This is a genomic window from Paenibacillus sp. J22P277, from assembly GCF_059383675.1.
The window spans coordinates 860,840-883,337 of sequence record NZ_JBXENS010000001.1 but is presented as its reverse complement, the minus strand read 5'-3'; the positions used below and the strand labels follow the sequence as shown (position 1 = coordinate 883,337).

8 protein-coding genes are annotated in these 22,498 nt (G+C 56.7%); 5 read left to right on the top strand and 3 right to left on the bottom strand.

Going from position 1 to position 22,498, the window contains the following annotated elements; all coding sequences use genetic code 11:
- Nucleotides 1-11 precede the first annotated feature (11 nt).
- Nucleotides 12-4,265, top strand: a complete 4,254-nt coding sequence (locus AC50YL_RS04220) for a S8 family serine peptidase (RefSeq protein WP_494829539.1) — start codon at nt 12-14, stop codon at nt 4,263-4,265.
- 130 nt (nt 4,266-4,395) lie between these two features.
- Here AC50YL_RS04220 and AC50YL_RS04215 read toward each other — a convergent pair whose 3' ends face one another.
- The gene (locus AC50YL_RS04215) at nt 4,396-4,872 is read right to left on the bottom strand and encodes a glutathione peroxidase (protein ID WP_494829537.1); all 477 of its coding nucleotides are present in this window, start codon (nt 4,870-4,872) and stop codon (nt 4,396-4,398) included.
- A 389-nt stretch (nt 4,873-5,261) separates the two neighbouring features.
- Here AC50YL_RS04215 and AC50YL_RS04210 point away from each other — a divergent pair, with 389 nt between their 5' ends.
- From AC50YL_RS04210 to AC50YL_RS04200, 3 genes are all read left to right on the top strand, one after another.
- Complete coding sequence (locus tag AC50YL_RS04210; RefSeq protein WP_494829535.1) at nt 5,262-6,617, top strand: dipeptidase; 1,356 nt, start codon at nt 5,262-5,264, stop codon at nt 6,615-6,617.
- 1,061 nt (nt 6,618-7,678) lie between these two features.
- Nucleotides 7,679-11,077, top strand: coding sequence for a S8 family serine peptidase (locus tag AC50YL_RS04205; RefSeq protein WP_494829533.1), 3,399 nt, complete (start codon nt 7,679-7,681; stop codon nt 11,075-11,077).
- 43 nt (nt 11,078-11,120) lie between these two features.
- A complete protein-coding gene (locus AC50YL_RS04200) occupies nt 11,121-15,308 on the top strand; it encodes a S8 family serine peptidase (protein ID WP_494829531.1) in 4,188 nt (1,395 codons plus the stop codon).
- Nucleotides 15,309-15,550: 242 nt separating this feature from the next.
- Here AC50YL_RS04200 and AC50YL_RS04195 read toward each other — a convergent pair whose 3' ends face one another.
- Both AC50YL_RS04195 and AC50YL_RS04190 read right to left on the bottom strand, forming a co-directional pair.
- Complete coding sequence (locus AC50YL_RS04195) at nt 15,551-16,480, bottom strand: ribosome-inactivating family protein (protein WP_494829529.1); 930 nt, start codon at nt 16,478-16,480, stop codon at nt 15,551-15,553.
- A gap of 906 nt (nt 16,481-17,386) precedes the next feature.
- Nucleotides 17,387-18,076 (bottom strand): glycosyltransferase family 2 protein, encoded by a 690-nt coding sequence (locus AC50YL_RS04190; RefSeq protein ID WP_494829527.1) that lies wholly within the window; start codon nt 18,074-18,076, stop codon nt 17,387-17,389.
- Nucleotides 18,077-18,669: 593 nt separating this feature from the next.
- Here AC50YL_RS04190 and AC50YL_RS04185 point away from each other — a divergent pair.
- Entirely contained in the window at nt 18,670-22,464 is a 3,795-nt protein-coding gene (locus AC50YL_RS04185) for a S8 family serine peptidase (RefSeq protein WP_494829525.1), read from the top strand.
- The last annotated feature ends 34 nt before the right edge of the window (nt 22,465-22,498 follow it).

Sequence of the window (22,498 nt, the reverse complement as noted above, 5' to 3'; positions counted from 1 at the left end):
GGGAAGCCATCTTGAAATCAACAGGGTTTAAGACATCGGCAGCCGCGCTGGCCGCTTCTGTTCTGTTATCCACGGTTTGGGCGAGCGGGGCGTTTGCGGAGGCGCGGGGTTCCGCCGTGCCGGGCATGCTCGATCCGCTCAAAATACATGCTGCCATCGAAGCGTACCAAGACCGGCAGCAGCCGTCTGCGTCTTCATCTTCATCCGCAGTATATGTTTCGCCGAGCATCAACACGGATTCTTCCGATACCATTCGAGTGATCGTGCAGCTGAATAAGCAGCCCGGAGCGCTGGGGAAATTCGCGGCCAAGCAGGGCGATCGCGCCGCGGCCGCGGAATTCACGGAGCAAGCCGTACAAGCGCAGCAAGCAGGGTTCCTAAGCGCTGCCGCCGCAAAAGGCATCCGTCTGAACGTGAATTACAAATACGATACGGTGCTCAACGGAATGGAAATCTCCATCCCGGCCAATCAAATCCCGCAATTGGCGGGGATAGCGGGCGTGAAGTCCGTGTATCCCAATGCGACGTATTATCCGCTCAGCACGAGCGATGCGTCTCCGCTCGATGTCGTCCGTTCGAACTATGATAGCGTCCCGCTTAAACAAATCGGCGTTACCGATGCTTGGGAGCAAGGCATAACCGGCAAAGGACCGGACGGCGAGCACCCGCTTAAGGTCGGCGTCATCGATACGGGCGTCGATTACAAGCATCCGGATCTGGTCGGTGCGTACAAGGGCGGGTACGATTCGTTCAATCAAGACGATGATCCTTATGAAGATCCCCCTCGTCACGACGAGGATTACGAGTTCGAAGGCACGTATCACGGCACGCACGTAGCGGGCACGATCGTCGGGCGCGCAGCGAATGCGGATTCGGAGATGGTTCAGAAAGGCGTCGCCTACGACGCGGATTTGTACGCCTATAAAGTGCTTGGCTGGGACCGCGCATCGAATAACGTCTACGGCTCCTCCGCGCAAATCATCGACGGCATCGAGCATGCGGTAGACGACGGCATGGACGTCATCAATTTGTCGTTGGGCTCGGATAACGAGAAGGATCCGGATTCGCCGGACGCCATTGCGATCAACAATGCCGTGCTGGCCGATGTTACGGCCGTAGTCGCCAATGGGAATGCGGCCCTTGACGGCCACTATTACTATTCCATGGGCTCTCCCGCGGGTGCGCAGCTGGCAATTTCGGTTGCCGCGGCTTCAAGCACGAGCACCCATTATGAAGCAACCGCGAAGAGCTCGTTCTCTTCCTCGCTTACCTACCCGCTTAGTCTCATGGGGTGGAAAACGAACCAGGAAGATTTCCGGACACTGCTCGGCACGGGCGAGGTGAACGCCGTTTACGCAGCTTTAGGCAAGGAAACGGACTATGACAAGCTCGATGTCAAAGGGAAAATCGTCTTCGTCTCTCGCGGCGACAACACGTTCGTCGATAAAATCGCCAATGCCCGAGCGCACGGAGCCAAAGCGATTATTATCTTTAACGGCATCGATAAAACGGTGAACAAGGTAACGGTTCCGGATCTGACCGATCACATCGACCAGCGCGACGGCTTTATCGGTCCGGATGCTTTTCAGGGGGACAATTTGAATTTCATTCCGACCTTCGATATGTCCGGCAAAGAAGGGCGGGCCTTGGCCAGACAGCTTCTGGCCAATCCGAACGCGCCGCTTACCTTCACTTTCGGGAGCGAATACAAGCAATCCGTCGCAGCCGGCGACCATATCGCGGGATTCAGCTCCCGCGGTCCGAATGCGGATGGAAACTTCGGCATCAAGCCCGACTTAAGCGCGCCCGGCGTGAATATTCTCTCGACTTGGCCGGCTTACGGTAAACAACATCCGGAAGCCAGCTATAAGGAAGCCTACAACCGCATCAGCGGAACGAGCATGGCCACGCCGCATGTTGCGGGACTCGCGCTTCTGATGAAACAGAAGCACCCGAGCTGGAGCCCGGAGGATATCCGCGCGGCACTTGCCAACACGGCGGAAACGATAAAGGATGAAAAAGACACGCTGTACGACGTCTATTCGCAAGGCGCGGGAAGAGTGAACGTGATGAGCGCGCTGGCAACGCCGGCGCTCTTGCAATCGCTGGACCCCATTACGATTTACGATAATGAGATGAAGCCGATCGTTATGCAAAGCCTGGCCGGCAGCGTAAGCTTCGGCATGGTGGACCCGGCGTCGAACGCCGGCGTGTCCAAGCCGCTGCAGCTCAAAAATACGTCTGGCCAGCCGGTGACGTATCAGGCTAAAATCGTGATACATCCAAGCGTAACTTCGGATCCGAGCCATCCGATCCCGACGCCGGACGCGGGAAATATCGCGATGAGTCTCACGGATAATAAGCAACAACCCTTGACTCAACTCACCGTTTCCGCAAACGCGGCAGTTCCGTTTGAGCTGAACGCGGTTCCCAAGGCCAATGCGCCGCACGGGGTTTACGAGGGAGAAGTGCTTCTGCAAAGCAGCGGTTTGCCGTCCCTGCACCTGCCGTTCGTCATTCATATCGGCGAAGATTCCGATCAGAACGATTTCGGCGTAAAAAACGTCACGATATCCGCGCCGAAGCTGACTGACGACAACCCGTCGATCGACGTATCGGCAGACGTTACCGCCGAGGGAATGAACTATTATGAGCTGGAAGTGGTCGGCCTTGACGGCGAATCCTTAGGGGTTGTTGCCGAAATGTACGATTACGACGCGGAGACCCATCTCTACAAGACGCTGCCCGCGGGCAAAATCACCTTTACCGACGTGGATGGCAGCGTCCTGGACGGCCAGTTGAACGAGGATGGCACGCATGCGGCTAAGGCTTTGCCGAATGGATTGTACAAAGTGAGCGTCAATGCCGCGCATTTGAGCGATGATCGATGGTCCGTCGATGCGCTTTACTCCGGATATAAAGCCTTTTATATAGAGGTAGGACCGGATTCGGGCGGAGGAACGCCGGATTTGCCCGATGCGCCAATCGGAGAAACGCCCGGGGGGACTGCAGGCCCGGCTCCGGTAGACGATTCCGCTCAGCAAGCGGTACTCCCTGAACCTGCGAGCGCAATGATCGAGCAGGGAGAAACTCCTATCGGCATTCATGCCGATATCGCCGACCAACAAGGCAAACCTGCTATCGCCGTGATTACGGATCAAGATTTGCGGCAAGCGATGATGCAAGCGAAGAAGGAATCGACTGCAATCGTCATTATGGCGTCGACGACGGACGGCAGCGGGCTGCAGCTGCAGCTTACCGAGGAACAGGTGACAGAGCTCCAGCAAGCCGTAACAGGCAGCTCGATTGTCTTCTCTTGGAACGATGGCGCCGAATCGCTGCCGATTTCCATGCTGAAGGAGCTGCCGCCCGGAAGCGGCCTTTCGCTGACGATGACCAAAACCGCGGACGGCAGCAAGTTCACGGACGCCGTTGGAGGGGCGACCTTAATCGGAAGCCCGTATGCGTTCGAAGCTGCAAGCGTCAGTAATGGCGTATCAACGACTCTCAAGCTGCCGGCCGCGCAGTCGATCAAAAGCTCGTTCCTCGTGGACCGGCAGATTGCGGCAGGCACGGCAGGCGCGCTATGCGAAAAAGACGGACAAGTAAGCGCGGCGCCGGCTCGCTTCACGGCTGCCAAAGACGGCGCAACGCTGGTGACGATTACGCGTGCGGGCTTCTCGACCTATGCGGCGGCCCTTCGCCAAGTGACCTTCAACGATACCCGGAACTCTTGGGCGCAAAATCAAATTCAGACCCTGGCGAATGCCTTTATGCTAAACGGAACGTCACTGCATGCCTTCTCGCCCAAAAACCATGTCACGCGCGCGCAATTCGCGTCGATGCTCGTGCGTGCGCTCGGCCTGCCGAAGGGTTCGTCTTCCGCTTCGTTCGAAGACGTGCCTAGCCAGGCTTGGTATGCGCAGGATATCGAAGCCGCGTATTCGGCGGGTCTGATAACCGGCAGCGAAGGACGATTCAGGCCTAATGCCGACATTACGCGACAAGATCTGGCCGTTGTTCTGGGACGGGCGAGCGAGCTTCTCCATCTGACGCTGCCGGATAACGCGTCCGATAAGTCCTACGCCGACCATGCGCAAATCGCATCTTACGCGAAGGCAAGCGTTCAGCAAGCCGAAGTGCTCGGTCTTATGAACGGCAGTCTCGAGCAGGGAAGCAGCTACTTCCACCCGACGGAAGCAACAACGCGCGAAGCTGCGGCTAAAGTGTTGTTTGACCTGCTCAAGCAGTCGAAATTGATCTAAATCGCCGCTTCGGCAAGAGGTTTCGTTATTGTGTCCAATAATAAAGCAAAAACCACATCGTTCAGGATGTGGTTTTTGCTGCTCGCCGCAAGCGCTGCGCGATTGCTACCTTTTAGCGATGAGTACCGGTTTAGAGCAGGATGGCGACGTCTTTTTCCAGCTGCGTCGGCTTCTCGGCGGAACCGAACCGTCTCAGCACGTTGCCATTGCGGTCGACAAGAAATTTGGTGAAGTTCCATTTGATCGATTTCGAGCCGAGCACGCCGGGGGCAGCTTGCTTCAGGTATTGAAACAAGGGATGGGCGTTGTCGCCGTTTACTTCGGTTTTCTCGAACAGCGGGAAAGAGACGCCGTAGTTGATCTCGCAAAAGCTATGGATGTCATCGTTCGCGCGTTTCTCGCCGTTGCCGAACTGGTTCGTAGGGAATCCCAAAATCTCCAAGCCTTCTTTCTGGTACTTGGCGTTCAGCGCCTGAAGCTCTTTGTATTGGGGCGTGAACATGCAATTGCTGGCCGTATTGACGATCAGCAATACTTTGCCTTGGTACTCGCGAAGCGATTTGGATTCGCCTTTGACGGTCGTGACTTCAAAATCGTAAATAGACATGGTGGATCATCTTCTCCATTTATATGGTTTAAAATTAAGTTTTGCACTATATATCTCACAGCTATGAGTATACATGCGGATTGTGATTTGGTCAATTATATTTTACACAATATAGTATGGTGAAATTTTACCGACAATGGATAATCCGTCAGCGATCGATCGTCGGTTAGTGTATTTTATTCAGTTCTACAGATAAAGGAACTGAGAATCGAAGAGACACTTCTGCGATCAGTGCCTCTTTTCTTAAGATGAATGCAGGTCGCGTCTCATTAAAAGGATAAATTTCATAATAGCCATATCGAAATTTCCTTATTTGTCTTGGAGCTGTCACTACGGATAAAATGCATGAAATGATCCTTGCAAATTCATGATGAAGGAGAGTCCATGCCATGAACTACGAACATTATTTCCGGGCGAACAGGGAGAAGCATCTCGCCGAGCTGAAGGAGGTGCTCGCCATCCCGAGCGTTTCCTGCCTATCCGAACATTCGCCCGACATGGTGCGGGCAGCCGAATGGCTCGCGAACAAGATGACCGAGGCAGGTCTCGAACATGTGCGCCTTCACCGGACGAACGGGCATCCGATCGTTACGGCGGACTACCTGCACGCGCCAGGGAAGCCGACGGTGCTCGTATACGGGCATTACGACGTGCAGCCGGCTGATCCGCTAGATCTGTGGATAACCCCGCCATTCGAGCCGGACATTCGGGACGGCAAACTATACGCGCGCGGGGCGACGGACGACAAGGGACAATTATTCCTTCATATCAAAGCGATCGAAGCGATGTTAAAGCAAGAGGGGGAGCTGCCGGTCAACATCAAGCTATGCATAGAGGGCGAAGAGGAGATTACGAGTCCGAGCTTGCTTCATTTTCTCGAGACGAACCGAGAGCTGCTGGCGGCCGATGTTGCGGTCGTCTCGGATACGCCGTTTCTGGACAGGGGCAAGCCGTCCATCACGACCGGTCTTCGCGGCATCTGTTCGCTGGAGGTGACCGTGAATACGGCAAATACCGATCTGCACTCCGGTCTCTACGGTGGCGGGGTTCCGAACGCGCTGCATGCGCTTGTGTCGCTGCTGGCCACCCTTCACGACGAGCGCGGCAAAGTGGCGGTCGAGGGTTTCTATGACGGCGTGCCGGACATCTCGCCGCTGATGAAGTCGGAATTCGCGAAGCTGAACCACGACGAGGAGCAGCTGCGGAAGAGCCTGGGGCTGGATGCCTTGTACGGCGAGGAGGGCTTCTCATTCGTGGAGCGGATCGGAGCAAGGCCGACGCTTGAGCTTAACGGCGTGTACGGCGGCTTCCAGGGCGAGGGCATGAAGACGGTCATCCCGAGAGAAGCGCGTGCCAAGATCACATGCCGCCTCGTCGGCGATCAAGACCCCCAAAACATGCTCGACAACATCACGCGTCATCTGAAGCGGCATATTCGGCCTGGCGCGAAGCTTTCCGTTCAGAACGGGGTGAAGATACGCGCGTACGACATCGATCCTTCCGAGCGAATGCTCCAATTGGCGGCGGACGCCTACGAGGAAGTTTATGGCGCGCGTGCCCTGTTCACGAAAGACGGCGGCGGTATCCCGATCGTAGAGGCGTTCGCCCGCGTGTTGGGAGCGCCGGTCGTCCTGATGGGCTTCGGCTTGCCGGATGAGAAATTGCATGCGCCGAATGAGCATTTCAACCTGGAGAACTTCGATAAAGGGCTCCTGACGATCGTTTCGTTTTTGAAAAAGCTATAAAGCCGGCGAATGCCGACAAGAAATTTCGAATGCCCCTGTCCTGCGCAGGGGCATATTTTAATAGGGTTTTAGTAGCGCGGAGACGGGAGCGCGTATGCCGCTTCGGGAGATGCGTATTCATAGAACACGGGGAGCTTGAGCCGATCAGGCTCTTTTTTGTGGACAATACGTAAAGAAAAGATTTTATGGATGAAAGCTTATTCCATAAATTTTTTTATTCAAATCGCGAGCGGGCGATGACTTGGAAACTCGCGGATTCGACGTTTTTCGATGGTGCTAGATTGCATGCGAAAAGAAAGAATTTTTATGGACGTAGCGGTAAATCATCAATTAATTTATGGAATCGACGTCCGGCGACAACGGGGGTAGTCATGACAAGCAGGGAGCTGTCTCTTCTAATGATTGATGGAGCCCGACCGCGATTCTATGGAGGAACCTCAATGACGAAGCGGATTCGCAGCGTTCCGTCTCGTGGATTTGTATCCGAAGTCCTATGAACCACGGCGATGCTATCCATAAATAATATTATGCAAGAACGATAGTTTCAAAATAAAAATGATAGAAGATAGAGAGTGACTTGAAGATCGGAAAGCAAGCGACGTATCATTTTGCAGCCCACTGAAAAGGTGAAAATTTAAGAAAAATTTAGCATGCAAATACGAAAAAACATATCTTTGCATGTCAGAAATCTCGCGATCGCCGTTAAAAGTTTAAAAAAATAAACATATTGACGCTATGAAAATCAGAGATTTATAATCCTCTCAGAAATCAGGCAGACATTGTTAGATTTGGTGACATGAGCCTGAGATCGCGGCCGGCGCGCCTTCGCTCGGATGGCAGGGGGCGGAACGCGATTCGCGAAGCACCGCCGTTACATACCAACGATATCCGAGGTGGTGCTTTGACGTCATGATTCGGCTTATCCATCGCTAGACCCATTTCCCGCGAGAGACGGCATGCGATCCCGGGTGATTGCGCACCAAAGACCTCGCAATCATCGCATCGTCGAGGCGTCTCTCCACTGCAACATCGAACTAAATTGGCGAAGGAAGTGACAAGGCTTGAACAGGAAAACGAAAAAAACCGCATCGGCTATTTTCTCCTTATTGCTGGCATTCGGCGTCGTTACGCCCGCATTGGCCAAGCAAGCCCCGCAGCAGGATCCGCTAAGAAAGAGCCAATGGATCACCGAGCATGCGGTACAACAACCCGCTTCTAATGATTCGAAGCCATCCGCCGAAGCGCAAGCGCAGGCTTACGCAGCGCTACCGCCGCTGGCAGGCGCGCTTCCCGAGTACGCGCCTGGCCGCGTCATCGTGAAGTATCGTTCGGCAGAGGCATCCGTCCAGGCAGAATCGCTGTCCGCGCAAATTGCAAGCGTCAGCCCCTTGTCCGTATCGAATGCGGAGCTGCTGAAGCTGGCTGACGGCGCCGATGTCTATAGCGTCATTCAAGAGCTGCTGAAGGATCCGAACGTACTGTACGCGGAGCCGGATTATAAGGTATCTTCCGCGGCCGTTCCGCTTTTCAAACCGGCAGATGCTGCCGCATCAGGCTCTGCATCTGCAGCGGGATACGCCGCCGCGCCGGTCTCCGCAGCGGGAGACGCAGCAGCGCTTGCCGCCGCGTCCGCGCAGGCGAGCGGTTCCCCGGCATTGCCGAACGATCCCTTGTTCGGCGAGCAGTGGGGGCTGCACAACACCGGACAAGCCCTCAATGACGGCACGGTCCATGCCGCCGTACCCGATATGGACATGGACCTGCCGGAAGCTTGGGAGATTACCCAGGGCAGCAGGGACGTCACCGTCGCGGTCATCGGCAACGGCACCAATACCGAAATTCCCGATCTGATCGGTCAAATCTGGACCAACGGCAAGGAAACGCCGGGCAACGGCATCGATGACGACGGCGACGGACTGATCGACGACGTGAACGGCTGGGACTTCGCGCACGACGACAATTCGGTGTTCGACACGAGCGACGGCTTCAATGACACGTACGGCACGACGGTCGCCGGTGAAATTGCCGCTGCAATGAACAATAACGAGGGCATCGCCGGCGTCGCGCCGAACGTGAAGGTCATGCCGCTCAAGGTCATCTCGCCTGACGGCGGCTACTTCACGGATATCGTGGACGCCATTCATTATGCCGAGGCGCATGGAGCGAAGATCGCCACGCTCGGCATGGCGTACGGCTACAAGAGCAGGCTGGTCGAAGACGCCATCAATGCCTCCCCTATGTTGTTCGTGGCCCCGGCCGGCGACAGCAACGGCAGACAGATCTTGAATACGGACGTGACGCCGATTTATCCGGCTGCCTATTCCAGTCCGAACATCCTGTCGGTGACCGGCGTTGGCGCTTCGGGCGTTCCGTCCTTGCTTGCCGCAATCGGCCAAACCTCCGTCGATGTCTCGGCGCCGTCCGAGTTGATCCTCTCGACGACGGCCGGCATCGATGCGGGCTATGCCGCCCAGATCGATAACGGTACCTATAAAGCCTACTATCACGGTATCGGCTTCGAGGAAATTCCGGAGAACGACCCGCAGTATGTCGGTCAACGCCAGGATATGTTCGATCGCGCCATGAACTACCTCAAGCCGGAAGGCGTCGACGCGCCGAAGATTCTGCTCGTGAACGACAGCGAACGCGGCGGCGGCGACGGCGGCGGCGGAATCGGAATTCCCGGCCTCGATTGGGACAACAACAATCCTTCGACCGTCTATCCGGCGCTGCTGCAGCAAGCAGGCTATGCCTACGATACGTTCACGACGCAGGACGAGGGCGCGGACGGTCCGCCGCTTGAGATGCTGCAACAATATGACGTCGTTATCTGGTTCACGGGAGGAACAGCCATTACCGGAACGACTCCCTTGATCACCGCTCAAGATCAAGCCGATTTGACCGACTATCTGAACGGCGGCGGACATCTCATGCTGACCGGACAGGACGCCATCGACCAAATCGCGACATCCCCGTTCGTGCAGGACGTATTGGGCTTGACGCTTGCCGCGGAAGGCGGGTGGCTGGCCAAAACTTGGGGCGCTCCCGGCACGATCTACGAGGGACAGACCTATCGATTGATGGACATCTCGCTGTTTGCCGATATCGTCATCAGCAACAAGCCGGAGATGACCACCGTCAACCTGAAGAACAGCTTCGGCAAATATTCGTATGTTCAAGGCACGCTTTATGCCGCCGCGTATGCCGCCGGAGTAGCCGGTCTAGTGCAAAGCCAGTATCCGGACATGAGCGCGCTCGACGTGAAGCAGCGCATCATGACAAGCGGCAAGACGATTGGATACGGCGGCAAAACAAGCACGGCGAGCGGCAAGCTCATCAGCGCGTACCGCGCGCTCTGGAACAAGGATATTCCGGGCATGACGCTGATCGATCCGTCCATCGGCGGCAAGCTTGATCATGCGAACGATCCGAACCATGTTTATTCCGTCGAATTAAGCGCCGGCGAGGAAGCGACCTTCACGCTGACGGGGGATGCGGGCACGGATTTCGATCTTATCCTGTACGATGCTTCCGCGACGACGGTCGCGAGCAACGAGGGAGCGGTCGCGTATTCCGAGAAGCCGGGTACGTCCGCCGAATCGATCACCTACCGCGCGCCCAAGAAAGGCACGTACTACATTAATATTTATGCCGTCAATGGCGCCGGCAGCTATAAGCTGAACGTCGACTACGGCAATGCGTCGACCTTGCTGGAGGACGACGATTCGTCGCTGACCTACGAGGGCGATTGGAAGACGGTAACGGATGCCTCTTATTCGGGCGGCACCATGAAGCAGCTAACCGGCAAAGGCTCCGTCAAGTTCGGCTTCCGCGGCAATCTGTTCGAATGGATCGGTATGAAGGATGACATGCAAGGCGGCTCCGAGATCTGGATCGACGGCTTGCAGGCGGGCACTCCCAATCTGAAGAGCGAGACGTCGCAGACGAAGCAGTCCTTGTTCAAAATGGTGCTTCAGAACGGTCATCATGACGTTGAAATCCGTTCCGCAAGCCGGGATGGCGGGGATAACCCGGTCCTGTCAATCAACGTGGACGCGTTCGTGTTCTCCAGCTTGCTATCGCCGACGGCCAAATCCGCGAATTACACCGGTCCGTGGGCGATCAAATACGGCAAGCAATATCCGGACGGCTCCGAGACCTACACGACGACGGCCGGCAGCGCCGCCGAGTTCAGCTTCGCGGGCACGAAGGTTACGCTCTGGTCGACGACGAACAGCAACCGCGGCATGGTGAACATCTATATCGACGGCCGTTCCGTAACGCCGACGCCGGTCGATCTATACAGCGACACGCTCCGCTATCAGGTGCCGGTCTTCACGTCGGGCGAGCTCGCCGCCGGCCTGCACAAGATCAAGATCGTGCATGCGGGCGCTGCAAATCCGAAGTCGAAGGGCAGCATCGTCACCATAGACGGTTTGGATGTTCTGAATTTGAGCTAACTCCGAGAGGCTATTAATCTGATCCGAAATGGGGAACCCGAACGTGAATCGATCACTTCTCAAGAAATCATTGTCGCTCGCGACGGTCTCGCTGCTGGCCGGGAGTCTCGCCGTCCCTAACCTGCCCGCAGCGCACGCCGCTCCGCTGAATAAAACCTTCGTCACCAAGGAAAGCCTGCAGGCGGTAACCCGCCTGCTGCAAGCGGCCAGGCCGGAAGCGGCAAGCAGCGCGGTTCCGGGCGAACCATACGTGGCCGAAGACATCAACACCCGATCGGCGGGCGAAATCAACGTCATCGTTCAATTCAGCGGCCAACCTGCGGCAGTGGGGCGGTACGCGGGCAAGCTTGGCTTCAAGAAGCTTGCGGCGGAATCGACCGAAGCGGCCGTGAAGTCCGAGCAGGATGCCTTCGTCCGCAGCGCGCAGACGAGCAGCGTTCCCTTCAAGATCGACCGCCGCTTCGACACCGTCCTGAACGGGATGGAGATCACGATCCGCGCGGACCAAATCCCGCAGCTGGCGAAGCTGCCGGGCGTGAAGTCCATTCATAAGAACATTCATTACTATCCGGCCGAGCTGCCGGACAGCTATCAAGCCGCTGCCGCAGGATCGTCCGCGATCGATACGGTGCCGCTTGAGCAGATCGGCGTCACGAAGGCATGGGAGCGGGGCATTACGGGCAAGGGCTTGAAGGTCGGCGTCATCGATACGGGCATCGACTACCTGCATCCCGATCTTGCGGGGAATTACGAAGAAGGCGGCTACGACGCCGTCAACCAGGACGATGACCCGTACGAGGATTTGCCGACGAAAGGCTACGAAGGCTCTCATCACGGCACGCACGTATCGGGCACGATCGCCGGGACGGCTTCGAACACGACGGCCGAGCATGTGCAGAAGGGCGTCGCTTATGATGCCAAGCTGTTCGCCTACAAGGTGCTGGGGCCGGAAGGCGGCACGTCCGCCATGGTCATCGACGGGATCGAACATGCCGTCGAAGACAAGATGGACGTCATTAACCTCTCCCTGGGCAGCGACCTGGAGAAGGATCCGAATTCGCCCGACGCCATCGCGGTTAACAATGCCGTGCTGGCAGGCGTCGTAGCTGTCGTCGCGAACGGCAACGCAGGGGCGGGAGACCAATATTATTATTCCATGGGCTCGCCGGCGGCGGCGCAGCTGGCCATATCCGTCGGCGCGGCCACGAGCGACAGCATCCGCGTAGGGGGAGGCGTGCGCAGCGAAGCCGGCTCCCTGGCGGACGAAGCGCATATGGAGTTGATGAGCTGGACGACGGACAAGGAGAACTTTAACGAGATGTTCGGCGACGGCCCGATCGAGGGCGTCTACGTCGGTCTCGGGTCGAATGACGAGTATAAGGACTTGGGACTCGACTCGGCGGACCTGTCGAACAAGATCGTATTCATCTCCCGGGGGATTCTCACGTTCGACGAGAAAGTGAGAAATGCCGCCAAGCACGGCGCGAAGGCCGCCGTCATCTTCAACGGCGACTCCGTCGACCCGCAGATCGCCGTCCCCGACCTGTCGGAGGACATACCGTCCCGCAACGGACCGATCGGACCGATCGCATTCCTCGGCGACAGTTACGACTATATCCCGACGTTCGACATGGCGGGAACGACCGGGCGCGCGCTGGCTCGCGAGCTGAAGGCGCACCCGAACGAAACGCTGCAGTTCACGATGAAGAACGATTTCAAGCAGGTACCCTTGGCGGGCGACCGCATGGCGGACTTCAGCTCGCGTGGCCCGAACTCGGACGGCAACTACGGCATCAAGCCGGACCTGAGCGCGCCAGGCGTGCAGATCTTCTCCACGGTGCCGGCCTACGGTGCGGCTAATCCGGACGCGAGCTACGACAAGGCTTATGCCAAGATGAGCGGCACGAGCATGGCGACGCCGCATGTGGCCGGACTCGCCTTGCTGATCAAGCAGGCGCATCCGACATGGACGCCGACCGATATTCGCGCGGCGCTGGCGAATACGGCGAAAGAGCTCGTCGACGAGAACGGCACGCCGTACGACGTGTATTCGCAAGGCGCGGGGCGCGTTGACGTCATGAACGCGATCGACACGCGCGCCATCATCGAATCGCTGGACGACATTACGATTTACGACGATAAAATGGAACCGACGGTCATTCCGAGCGAAGCGAGCAGCGTCAGCTTCGGCATGCTGAAGCCCGGCGCCGATGCGGAGAGCAAGCCGCTGCGCGTCAAGAATCTATCGAACGCGTCCGTCGCTTACGACGCCAAGGTGGTCATGCATCCGTCGGTAACGTCCGATCCGAATGATCCGATTCCGACGCCGGACACCGGCGCGATCACGGCGAAGCTGAACGGTCTTGCAGGCAATCGAATCACGGTCGGCGCGAACGGCGTCTTCGAATTCAACCTGTCCGCGGCTGTCGGCGCGCAGGCGAAGGATGGCGTGTACGAGGGCGAAGTATTGCTCCAGGGCAATGGGCTTCCTTCCCTGCACCTGCCGTTCGTCATTCACGTCGGCAAATCGTCCGAGGACAACGACTTCCCGATCCAGAACATCGCGCTCAGCAATACGATCGTGTCCAAGGATGCGCCGATCGACATAACCGCGTCGCTGGCGCCGCTTCCGAAGGGCAAAATCAATCACATGTACGCGGCGATCTACGATATGAACGACGAGCCGATCGGCGTCTTGGCCGAATATTTCGACCTCGACGAAGACACGGAGCTGCTGAAGCCGCTCCCGTCCGACTTCGTCGTACCGGAATTCGACGGTTCGTATAATGTCGGCGTCTTCCTGAATGACGGCAACCTTTATAACGAGCAGCTTCCGGAGGGACGTTACAAGATCGTTCTCATCGGCTCGCTATACGATGAGAATTACGAGGTCGTCGATCAAAGCGCTGCGTTCAGAACGTTCTACGTGAGCGGAGAAACGGGCAGCACGCCGCCGCCGACGGATCCGGGCTCGTATCCGAGCTTCCCGATCACGCCAAACGACGCGGCGTACAATAAAGATGTCGCCGCTTCCGTCATCGAGAAAGGACAAACGGGCATCGCAATCGAGGCGCAATCGAGCCTGGATGGCACGCAATTGTCCGTGTCCGTGAAGGACGCTGACCTTGCAGCGGCGCTGAAAGACGCGAAGCCGCCCGTTGCGCTGACGATCGGATCGGCTTCCAAGGATGCTTCGTCCGCGAAGCTCGCGATCACGGCCGCGCAGGCGAAACAGCTGAAGGACGCGGCGCTTGCGGGCACCATCGTCTTCGCTTGGAACGACGCTTCCGTTTCCCTGCCGCTATCGGCATTGAGCTCGGTTGCCGAAGGCGCGGACATTGTCATCGCAATCAAGCAGGATGACGACAGCAAGTCGGAGTTCGCGAAACAACTGAAGGACGCTTCTATTCTCGGAACGCCTTACGTCTTCGAGGTAAATAGCGTGAAAGGCACGGATTACGAGCCGCTTGCGTTGAAAGCCGGCGAAGCCGCGGCAAGATCGTTCCTGATCGACAAAGGCGTCGATACGAGCGGAGCGGGCGCGCTCTACCTCGACGGCGGCAAGGTATATCCGGTGCCGGCTAACATCACGAAAACCAGCGACGGATCGTCCATCGTGACCGTGCGCAGACCTGGCTTCTCGACGTACGCGGCGGCAACGAGACATGTCTCGTTTACCGATATCGACAAGTCCTGGGCACGCGCGGATATCCAATCGCTCGCGGACAAGTTCCTGCTGAACGGCACGTCCGAGCATGTCTTCTCGCCGAAATCGAACGTGACCCGCGCGCAATTCGCGTCCATGCTCGTCCGGACGCTGGGCTTGCGGGCGCAAACGGTTGCTGCTCCGTTCGGCGACGTCGCGAACGGCGATTGGTTCGCCTCCGACGTGGCAACGGCCTATGCAGCCGGACTCGTCACGGGCGCGGACGGCCTGTTCAAGCCGAACGCCGCCATTACCCGCCAAGATCTGACGGTCATGCTGGCGAGAGCGGTCAAGCTCATCGGCCTGCAGGCGCCTGCCGCGAGCGGACCGAGCGCTTATGCCGATGCCGCGAAGTTCAGCGGCTACGCGAAAGCGAGCATTCAACTCGTCACCGACGCCGGACTGATGAAGGGCGTCGAATCGAAAGACGGCTTCTACTTCCAGCCGGCCGATGCGACGACGCGCGAAGCCGCGGCCAAAGTATTGCACGACCTGCTTCAAACCGCTGGGCGCATTCAAGAGTAGGATCAACGCGACGAAAGGCCGCCCGAGCATGTCTCGGCGGCCTTTTTCGTGCGTTCTGATTATTCGATGCGAATCCTTTCATCAGCGAGGGGGAGTCCGATGGCATGGATCCTCCGTCATCTATTCGCTTGCATCGCATTCGCGAATAGTCCAAGAAAAGAGCAAGCGCCTCGAAAATCGAGAGCTTGCTCCTTTGTATTGGACGGATAGCCATCGGCAAGGTTGAGACGGTCTTGGCTTAATTAGCCGCAGGAGCCGCCGCCGCCACCGCCGCCGCATGGGTTTCGTCCTAGCACATAGTACGCAACCGCAAGGAACGCGGCAAGCGTGGAATAGTAATGATCATTGATCGTAATCCCGTAGTAGTTTCCATTGGCCTGTTGGATGGCCCAGTCGGTGATGGTAGCCCAGTTATTCTCGATCGCGGCCGGCGTTTCTCCGATCGGAGCATTCGTACCATACAGCAGATTATTATAAATGACATTGCGAATGACTTGGAAGCGCGCAGCCTCCGCCAAGGCGCCGATTATGCGGACCATGTTGTGGCCGACGGTATTGCGCGATTGAGCGTTCCGATTAAGATAATCGTGCATGTCCGAGAGATTCCAGACGGTATTCCACAGCTGATCATTCGTGTATTCATTGGCCGCACGCGCCTCGGGCGAACCTTCGGGCATTGTTGCATAATTGCCGTTCCAGGGAAGATAGGTTACCTGATTGGCAGTGAGCCCAAGATCATTTCTGGCATGGTAGGCAAGCGTCTGATCATTGTAGAAGTAGTAATCGCCCTGCGGTGTCCAGTAGCCGAACGCGTAGAGCGTGTCCGCCCACAAGTAGACCGTGACCAGGTAGTTCGGAAATCCTGCCACGTTGTAGCCATTGAAGATCTGCACCTCGATGATCCGGTGCGTAGTCGTGGTTAATTGCACGCCGTTCTGCAGCGTTCTGCCTAAGGCAGCATTCCTGATTTGCTGGATAACGCTCGCATATCTGGCAGCGTTCGTTTCCCGTTGCCAGTTAGAGTCGCCGTTCAGACCACTTACGTCCCATTTAATGATTCGTTTATCTCCTGCTTGCGCATTCGCGACCGATGGTTTCCAAACGCTCAGCAGCGGCCATAACAGCAGCGCGACCGAAAACCAGATTCCAATCTTGCGATATATAGTTGGCATTTATTAATTCCTTCCTGTACCTGGCATTGTGAATTTAATTCGGCGTATACCTTTTGTATCCGTGAATCGAGCTTTCCCGCGGCTTTTGCACCTGATCCGAATACAAGCCTGCAAATGAATGCGCACATTGAGCAACGCGCCCGAATGCGCCGTACCACCACCTCCTTTACTGGTCTCCTCCAAACGGGGGAAAATCGCTCGAAGGATCAGCAAGTCTCGGCTATATGCAATGCCTCTTCGCCGATTGCCGGCGCAGGAGCGGGCTTCGCAGCCTCAAGTGAAATCCATCACATACGGCTCTGCAGAATCTCGAAGTCTTGCCGTTGCGAATGGGTATTGCCATTGTAGGTTGTGGAAATGCAGAAAACAAATAACAAAATAACCGGTGAAAGATAATTGATTTTATGGATCCAGTGGAATATTTTTCACTAGTTCCTATGATCTAGGACATATGGCGGTAGTTGCGGCGGCGGTTACTGACTTTCGCCGCAAGGGACAGGAGATATAAAAAAGATTATAAATTCAATTATATTAAGTCTATTATTTTATAATTGGCGGTTTAATTGATTTCCTAATAAACTATGTTCATGCGGTTGTTGCTTACTAGGAAAGGCTTTCCGCAATTCATGACATGGTAGGTTGGATGATTGTTTTCTGTTGCGAGTCGCAAATTAATATCGATTGGAGGAAACCACGGCATAACCCCCATCGCACCAAGTGGCTCGTATTCGTTCGAGCGATTCGGCTGCTCGTTTACGGGAATTCCAACGGGGTACGATTGCTAGATAAACACAAAGAAACGACAGCCGGTTAAAGGCTGTCGTTTCTTTATGCGCCGATATAGTCCGGGATACGCGGGCAGTTGATCTCCATCCGAACGCCTCGGATCCATATAGGCCGTCGTAGCTAATGAACATAACGACGGAAATTTTTCGTCCGGCGTACGAGCCTGCAGTGCCGCATATAGCGGTGCGTGCTTTTTTTCTGCGTATGACGGCTCCAATTCTTGCTGCGGATGCAGACATAATGCCGTTTGGAGACGGAATAAACGCGATAACCTCGGCGAACGCAGCGCGAGAGCCATCTGGCATCCGTGCCGGATTTCCGGTTAGCGGGGAATTTGACCCTGCGCCACACCGACTTGCGAAATACCAGCGTGCCGCCTTTGACCTTGCGCTTGTATTTTCGTTCGCCGCCTCTGCGGAATACCATCAACGCCCGCTTGGCTTTGAAATAAAGGTAAGCGGTATGCTTGCCGACGATGGATGATTTCCCGCGCTTGATCGCGCGAGCCGCCTCTCGCAGAAACCTTGGGCCGTAGTAATCGTCGTCGTCGAACTTGGCGATGAAGCCGTTGTCCGCTTTGTTGATCGCGTAATTCAGGCATTTGCCGAGCCTGTATTTCTGCGGCAGCTGGTACACGGTGATTTCGCCAGTCGGGTATTGACTGGCCCGTTCCTTATAGACCGCAATGTCCATGTTGTTGTTGTTCAGGACGATGATCATCTTTTTGTTTCTCCAGAGCTGGCGATCGTAATTTTCGAACACGTTATCGATGCAGGAGGACCTCATCGTGCACGCGATCACGGTAATCATCTAATCCTCATCTCCTTTCGAGGCAGGTCGAAGCTTGGCCGCGTGCCCTCGGTTCCTTGGGTCGTTGTCTGCCATAGGCATTCACACTATGATATGAGCGGACTTCCCGGCGGGGCACGGCGCTGATTGCCAAGACCAAGTAATCGTGCCGGGGCATGATGTGATAACCTGACATGAGAATCACATTATCAAAAAAAATATCTGACTATTAATCAAATAATTAATGTAACTAAACCTGACTTATAAACTATTTTTCATAAATATATTTATATGATCCATAAAATAATAAATGGATTGACGCTTTTTAATTGAAAAATATATAATTCTATCGAAATTTGGAAGAATATATTGTGTTATATTATCTGACGCGATAGGGGATCTGCTTGTCGTTATTTTTCGTTTATCGGAGCACGATTAGCAACCAGGGCATCATCCAAGGTACGGAGGTGGTTGGATTACAAATAAAAGACGAAGCGGGCTCTCGGAGATTCGGGGGAATCTAGTGATTGCTCATTCCCGCATCTCTCACTCGCGCGATATGGATTCACGACAGCCTATGCTGTCATACAACACGCATTGAAGGAGCGAAGGATTTGAAAAGAATAGCAGCGATACGATCTATCGCGATGTTGCTGTCCGCGTCTATGGCGATGGGCCTCTTCCCTATTATGCTGCATGCGGACACGGCACCGCACGCGACCGCGCAATCCGCGGGACCGATTACGCAAGGCCAAGTTCCGCGCCTTAGCTTGCCGGAGATGCCCGCGAGCCAGCGGATTATCGTCAAATACAAGGCTGGCGCCGACCGCGCCAGCGTCCGCGCGGCATCCGCGGAAGTCCGAATCGATCCGCTCTCTAAGTTCGGCATGGAGGTGCTTGACCTGGCGCCCGGCGAGAATGTCGCCAGCGTAGTCGCAAGCCTTAACGCGAATCCGGACGTGCTCTACGCCGAACCGGACGTAAAGATTCGCAAGCACGTCTCCTTGAAGCCGAGGCCAAGCGACGCTTCGCCGGGCGCGAACGCCGCCGATCCGGCAAGCGGCCCGAGCGCAGAGCCGCCTGCGGCGCCGCTTTCGTCCGCGGCTCCGGGGCCGGCGTCGCAAGCGAAGTCGCCCGCAACGCCAGCTCTGCCGAAGGAAGCGCCGGAGGCGGCCCTCTCGGCCGTTATCCCGTCTTATCCGAACGATCCGCTATTCCCCCCCCAATGGGCCTTGCACGACGATGGTCAGCTCATTGACGGTTCGTACGGCGGTTATAACGTCGACATCGACGCTCCGGAAGCATGGAGCATCACGAAAGGAACGCCCGATACGGTCGTCGCGATCCTGGATACGGGCGTGGACGTCGAGCATCCCGACCTCGCCGCCAACATCTGGACCAACCCCGGCGAGATTCCCGGCAACGGCGTCGACGACGACGGCAACGGCTTTGTCGACGACGTGCGGGGCTGGAACTTCTACGGCAACGACAACGCGCCGTATAACATCTACGACGACGATTTCTACGGCACGCAAATCGCCGGATTGATCGCGGCCTCCGGCGATAACGGCACCGGCATTTCCGGCGCGGCGCCAGGCGTGAAGATCATGCCGCTCAAAGTGATGGGACTGGACGGCGGTTACGTCTCGGACGCTTTGCACGCGATCGATTACGCCGAACGCATGGGCGCGAAAATCTCGAACATCAGCTGGTCGACGGAATCGTACAGCCATGCGCTCAAGGATGCGATCGACGCCTCGGACATGCTCTTCGTCGCGAGCGCGGGCGAAGAACAAGTAAACATCAACAAGGACGATTTTCCCGAATATCCGGCGGCCTATGACAGCGACAACGTGTTGTCGGTCGCCGGTCTCAACATGCAAGGCGGCTTCGATAACGCCTACGGCTTCAAATCCGTCGATCTTGCCGCGCCGAGCGCCAAAGTGATGACGACCATTCCTACGCGCAATCCAGGCGTCGGGGCCGAGATCGATACCGGCTCCTACAAAGCGATCTACAATCAAATGGGCTTCGAGGCCATGTGGACCGGAGACGCTTCGTTAATCGAGAACCACAGGGACGGGTTCAATCGGGCGCTGAATTATCTAGGCAAGGAGGACGGAAGTCCGTCGACCATCCTGTTGGTCGACGATGAAGATGTTCCCGAGCAAAGCCAGTACAGCGTGCTTGGGAAGTACAAAAGCCATTTGGACGCGGCTGGCGCCGCATACGATATCGTCAAGGTCCCTCAAGGCGCCGACGGCCCTTCGCTCGACATGATGAACTCCTATGACATGGTGATTTGGTTTACCGGCTACTTCGGTTTCGGTTCTTCGCAGGATGGGCGGCCGGCGACCGCGCTGCGTAATTTGGACCAAGCCAATTTAACGTCGTACTTGCAGGGCGGCGGCCGTCTGATGCTGTCCGGAGACGGAGCGCTGATCAATATCGAAAATAGCGATTTCGTAAGGAATGTGCTGCATTTGGATTTCGTGCGCTACGACTTTTACCGCGGCGACTGGGACATCAGCCGCTGGCGTGCTGCCGAAGGAGAGGCCGGCACGATCTACGAAGGCCAGCGCTACGATATTTCGGCCGTTGCCTTCGCGGATTACAAGTCCAATGACGAAACCGTGACGCATGTGAATTTGTCGGTTGCGATGGACGATTACGATTATGATTACGGCGCGTACTTGGCTCCAGCGTATGCATCCGGGGTCGCCGCGCTCGTGCTCAGCCAGGATAAGTCGCTCGACGCGAAGTCGGTCAAGGAGCGGCTGATCTTATCCGGCAAGCATCTCGACACGCTGTGGTCTCAAGACGACGAGGATTACATGAACAACGGCCGCATGGTCGACGCGCTGCGGGCGGTCAGCGACGACGACGCTCCCGGCAAGCAACTGATGCCGCTGCAGACGGATTCGCTCGATCAGGCTTCCGGCGATCTGCAGGACATCTATTACGTGCACCTGAACGCAGGCGATAAGCTGGATCTCTCGCTTGCGGGGCAAGCCGGGTCCAACTTTATGCTGGCGCTCTATAACCCCGAGCTGAAGTCGATCACCGATTGGGACGCGCAAGACAAAGTGCTTGGAACGGCCATGGCGAGCGGCGGCACGCCGGCAACGATTGCCTATCAAGCCGACAAGACCGGCGATTATTACGTGGCCGTCCTCTTCGTAGGCAGCTCCGGTGCCTACACGCTCGGCATGAACGCCGATCGCGCGCATACGACGGGGACGTACGAGGACGCCGATAGCGCATTCGCGTTCGACGGTCCGTGGACCGAGCATGCGGATGCCGGCTACTCCGGCGGCACGATCAAAACCCTCGACGCAGCGGGCCGCGCGAAGTTCGCGTTCACCGGCAGCAAGATCGAACTGACGGCGCTCAAGGACGATACGATGGGCATCGCGGACGTCTACGTGGACGGCGTCAAGGCGGCTTCGCCTTCCTTGTTCAGCCAGACGCCGCAAACCAAGCAGACGGTGTTCCAACAATCGCTGCAGTACGGCTACCATACGATCGAAGTGGCATGGACGGGCAAAGCGGATCCGGCGGCGAAGCGGACGGTGCATGCCATTAACGTCGACACGATTGTCGTCGGCGACGGAGACACGTTCACGAACGTCGCGGAAGAGTCGGATACCGCATTTAACTTTAAAGGTGCGTGGTCGCTGCAGACGAATGCGAATTATTCCGGCGGACATGCGCAGGCCGCGAGCAGCTCCGGCGCCTACGCGGAATTTTCGTTCTCGGGCACGAACGCGGTGCTGAAAGCCGCGACGACGCCAAGCAGCGGCAAAGTGACGGTGATCGTCGACGACGAGCTCGAATCGGCGAAGACGATCGATCTGTACAGCGAGGTATCGCGTTACCAGGTATCGGTCTTCGATACGGGGGAATTGGCATTTGGTCCGCACACGCTTCGAATCGTGAATGCGCATGCGAAGAACGACAAGTCCGGCGGCTACGCAACGAACATCGATGCCGTCGTCTATATGAAGCCGACCGGCGAAAGTTTGAAAGTCTATCAGGACATGAGTCCGTTCGTGAAGTATACGGGCGTCTGGACGCTCCATTTGTCCCCTAAGAATTCCGGCGGCAGCGCGAAATATTCCGATGCCGCAGGCAATTCCGCGAAGCTTGACTTCCAGGGCACGAAGGTCGCGTTGTTGTCCCAGACCGGCCCGAATCGGGGCATGGTCGATATTTATATCGACGGCCAGCTCGTCAACGCGCATCCGATCGATCTGTACAGCGCGACGTTCAAAACCAAGGTGAACGTGTTCGAATCCTCGGCATTGCCAAGCGGAAGCCACGAGGTGAAGGTCGTGAACGCAGGGGAGAAGAACGAGCAATCCTCCGGGCAAGTGATTGCGATCGACGCTTTCTACGTCTTTAAGTAGATAGGTGCCGCGATAGGCCGACTGCGGTCCTGCT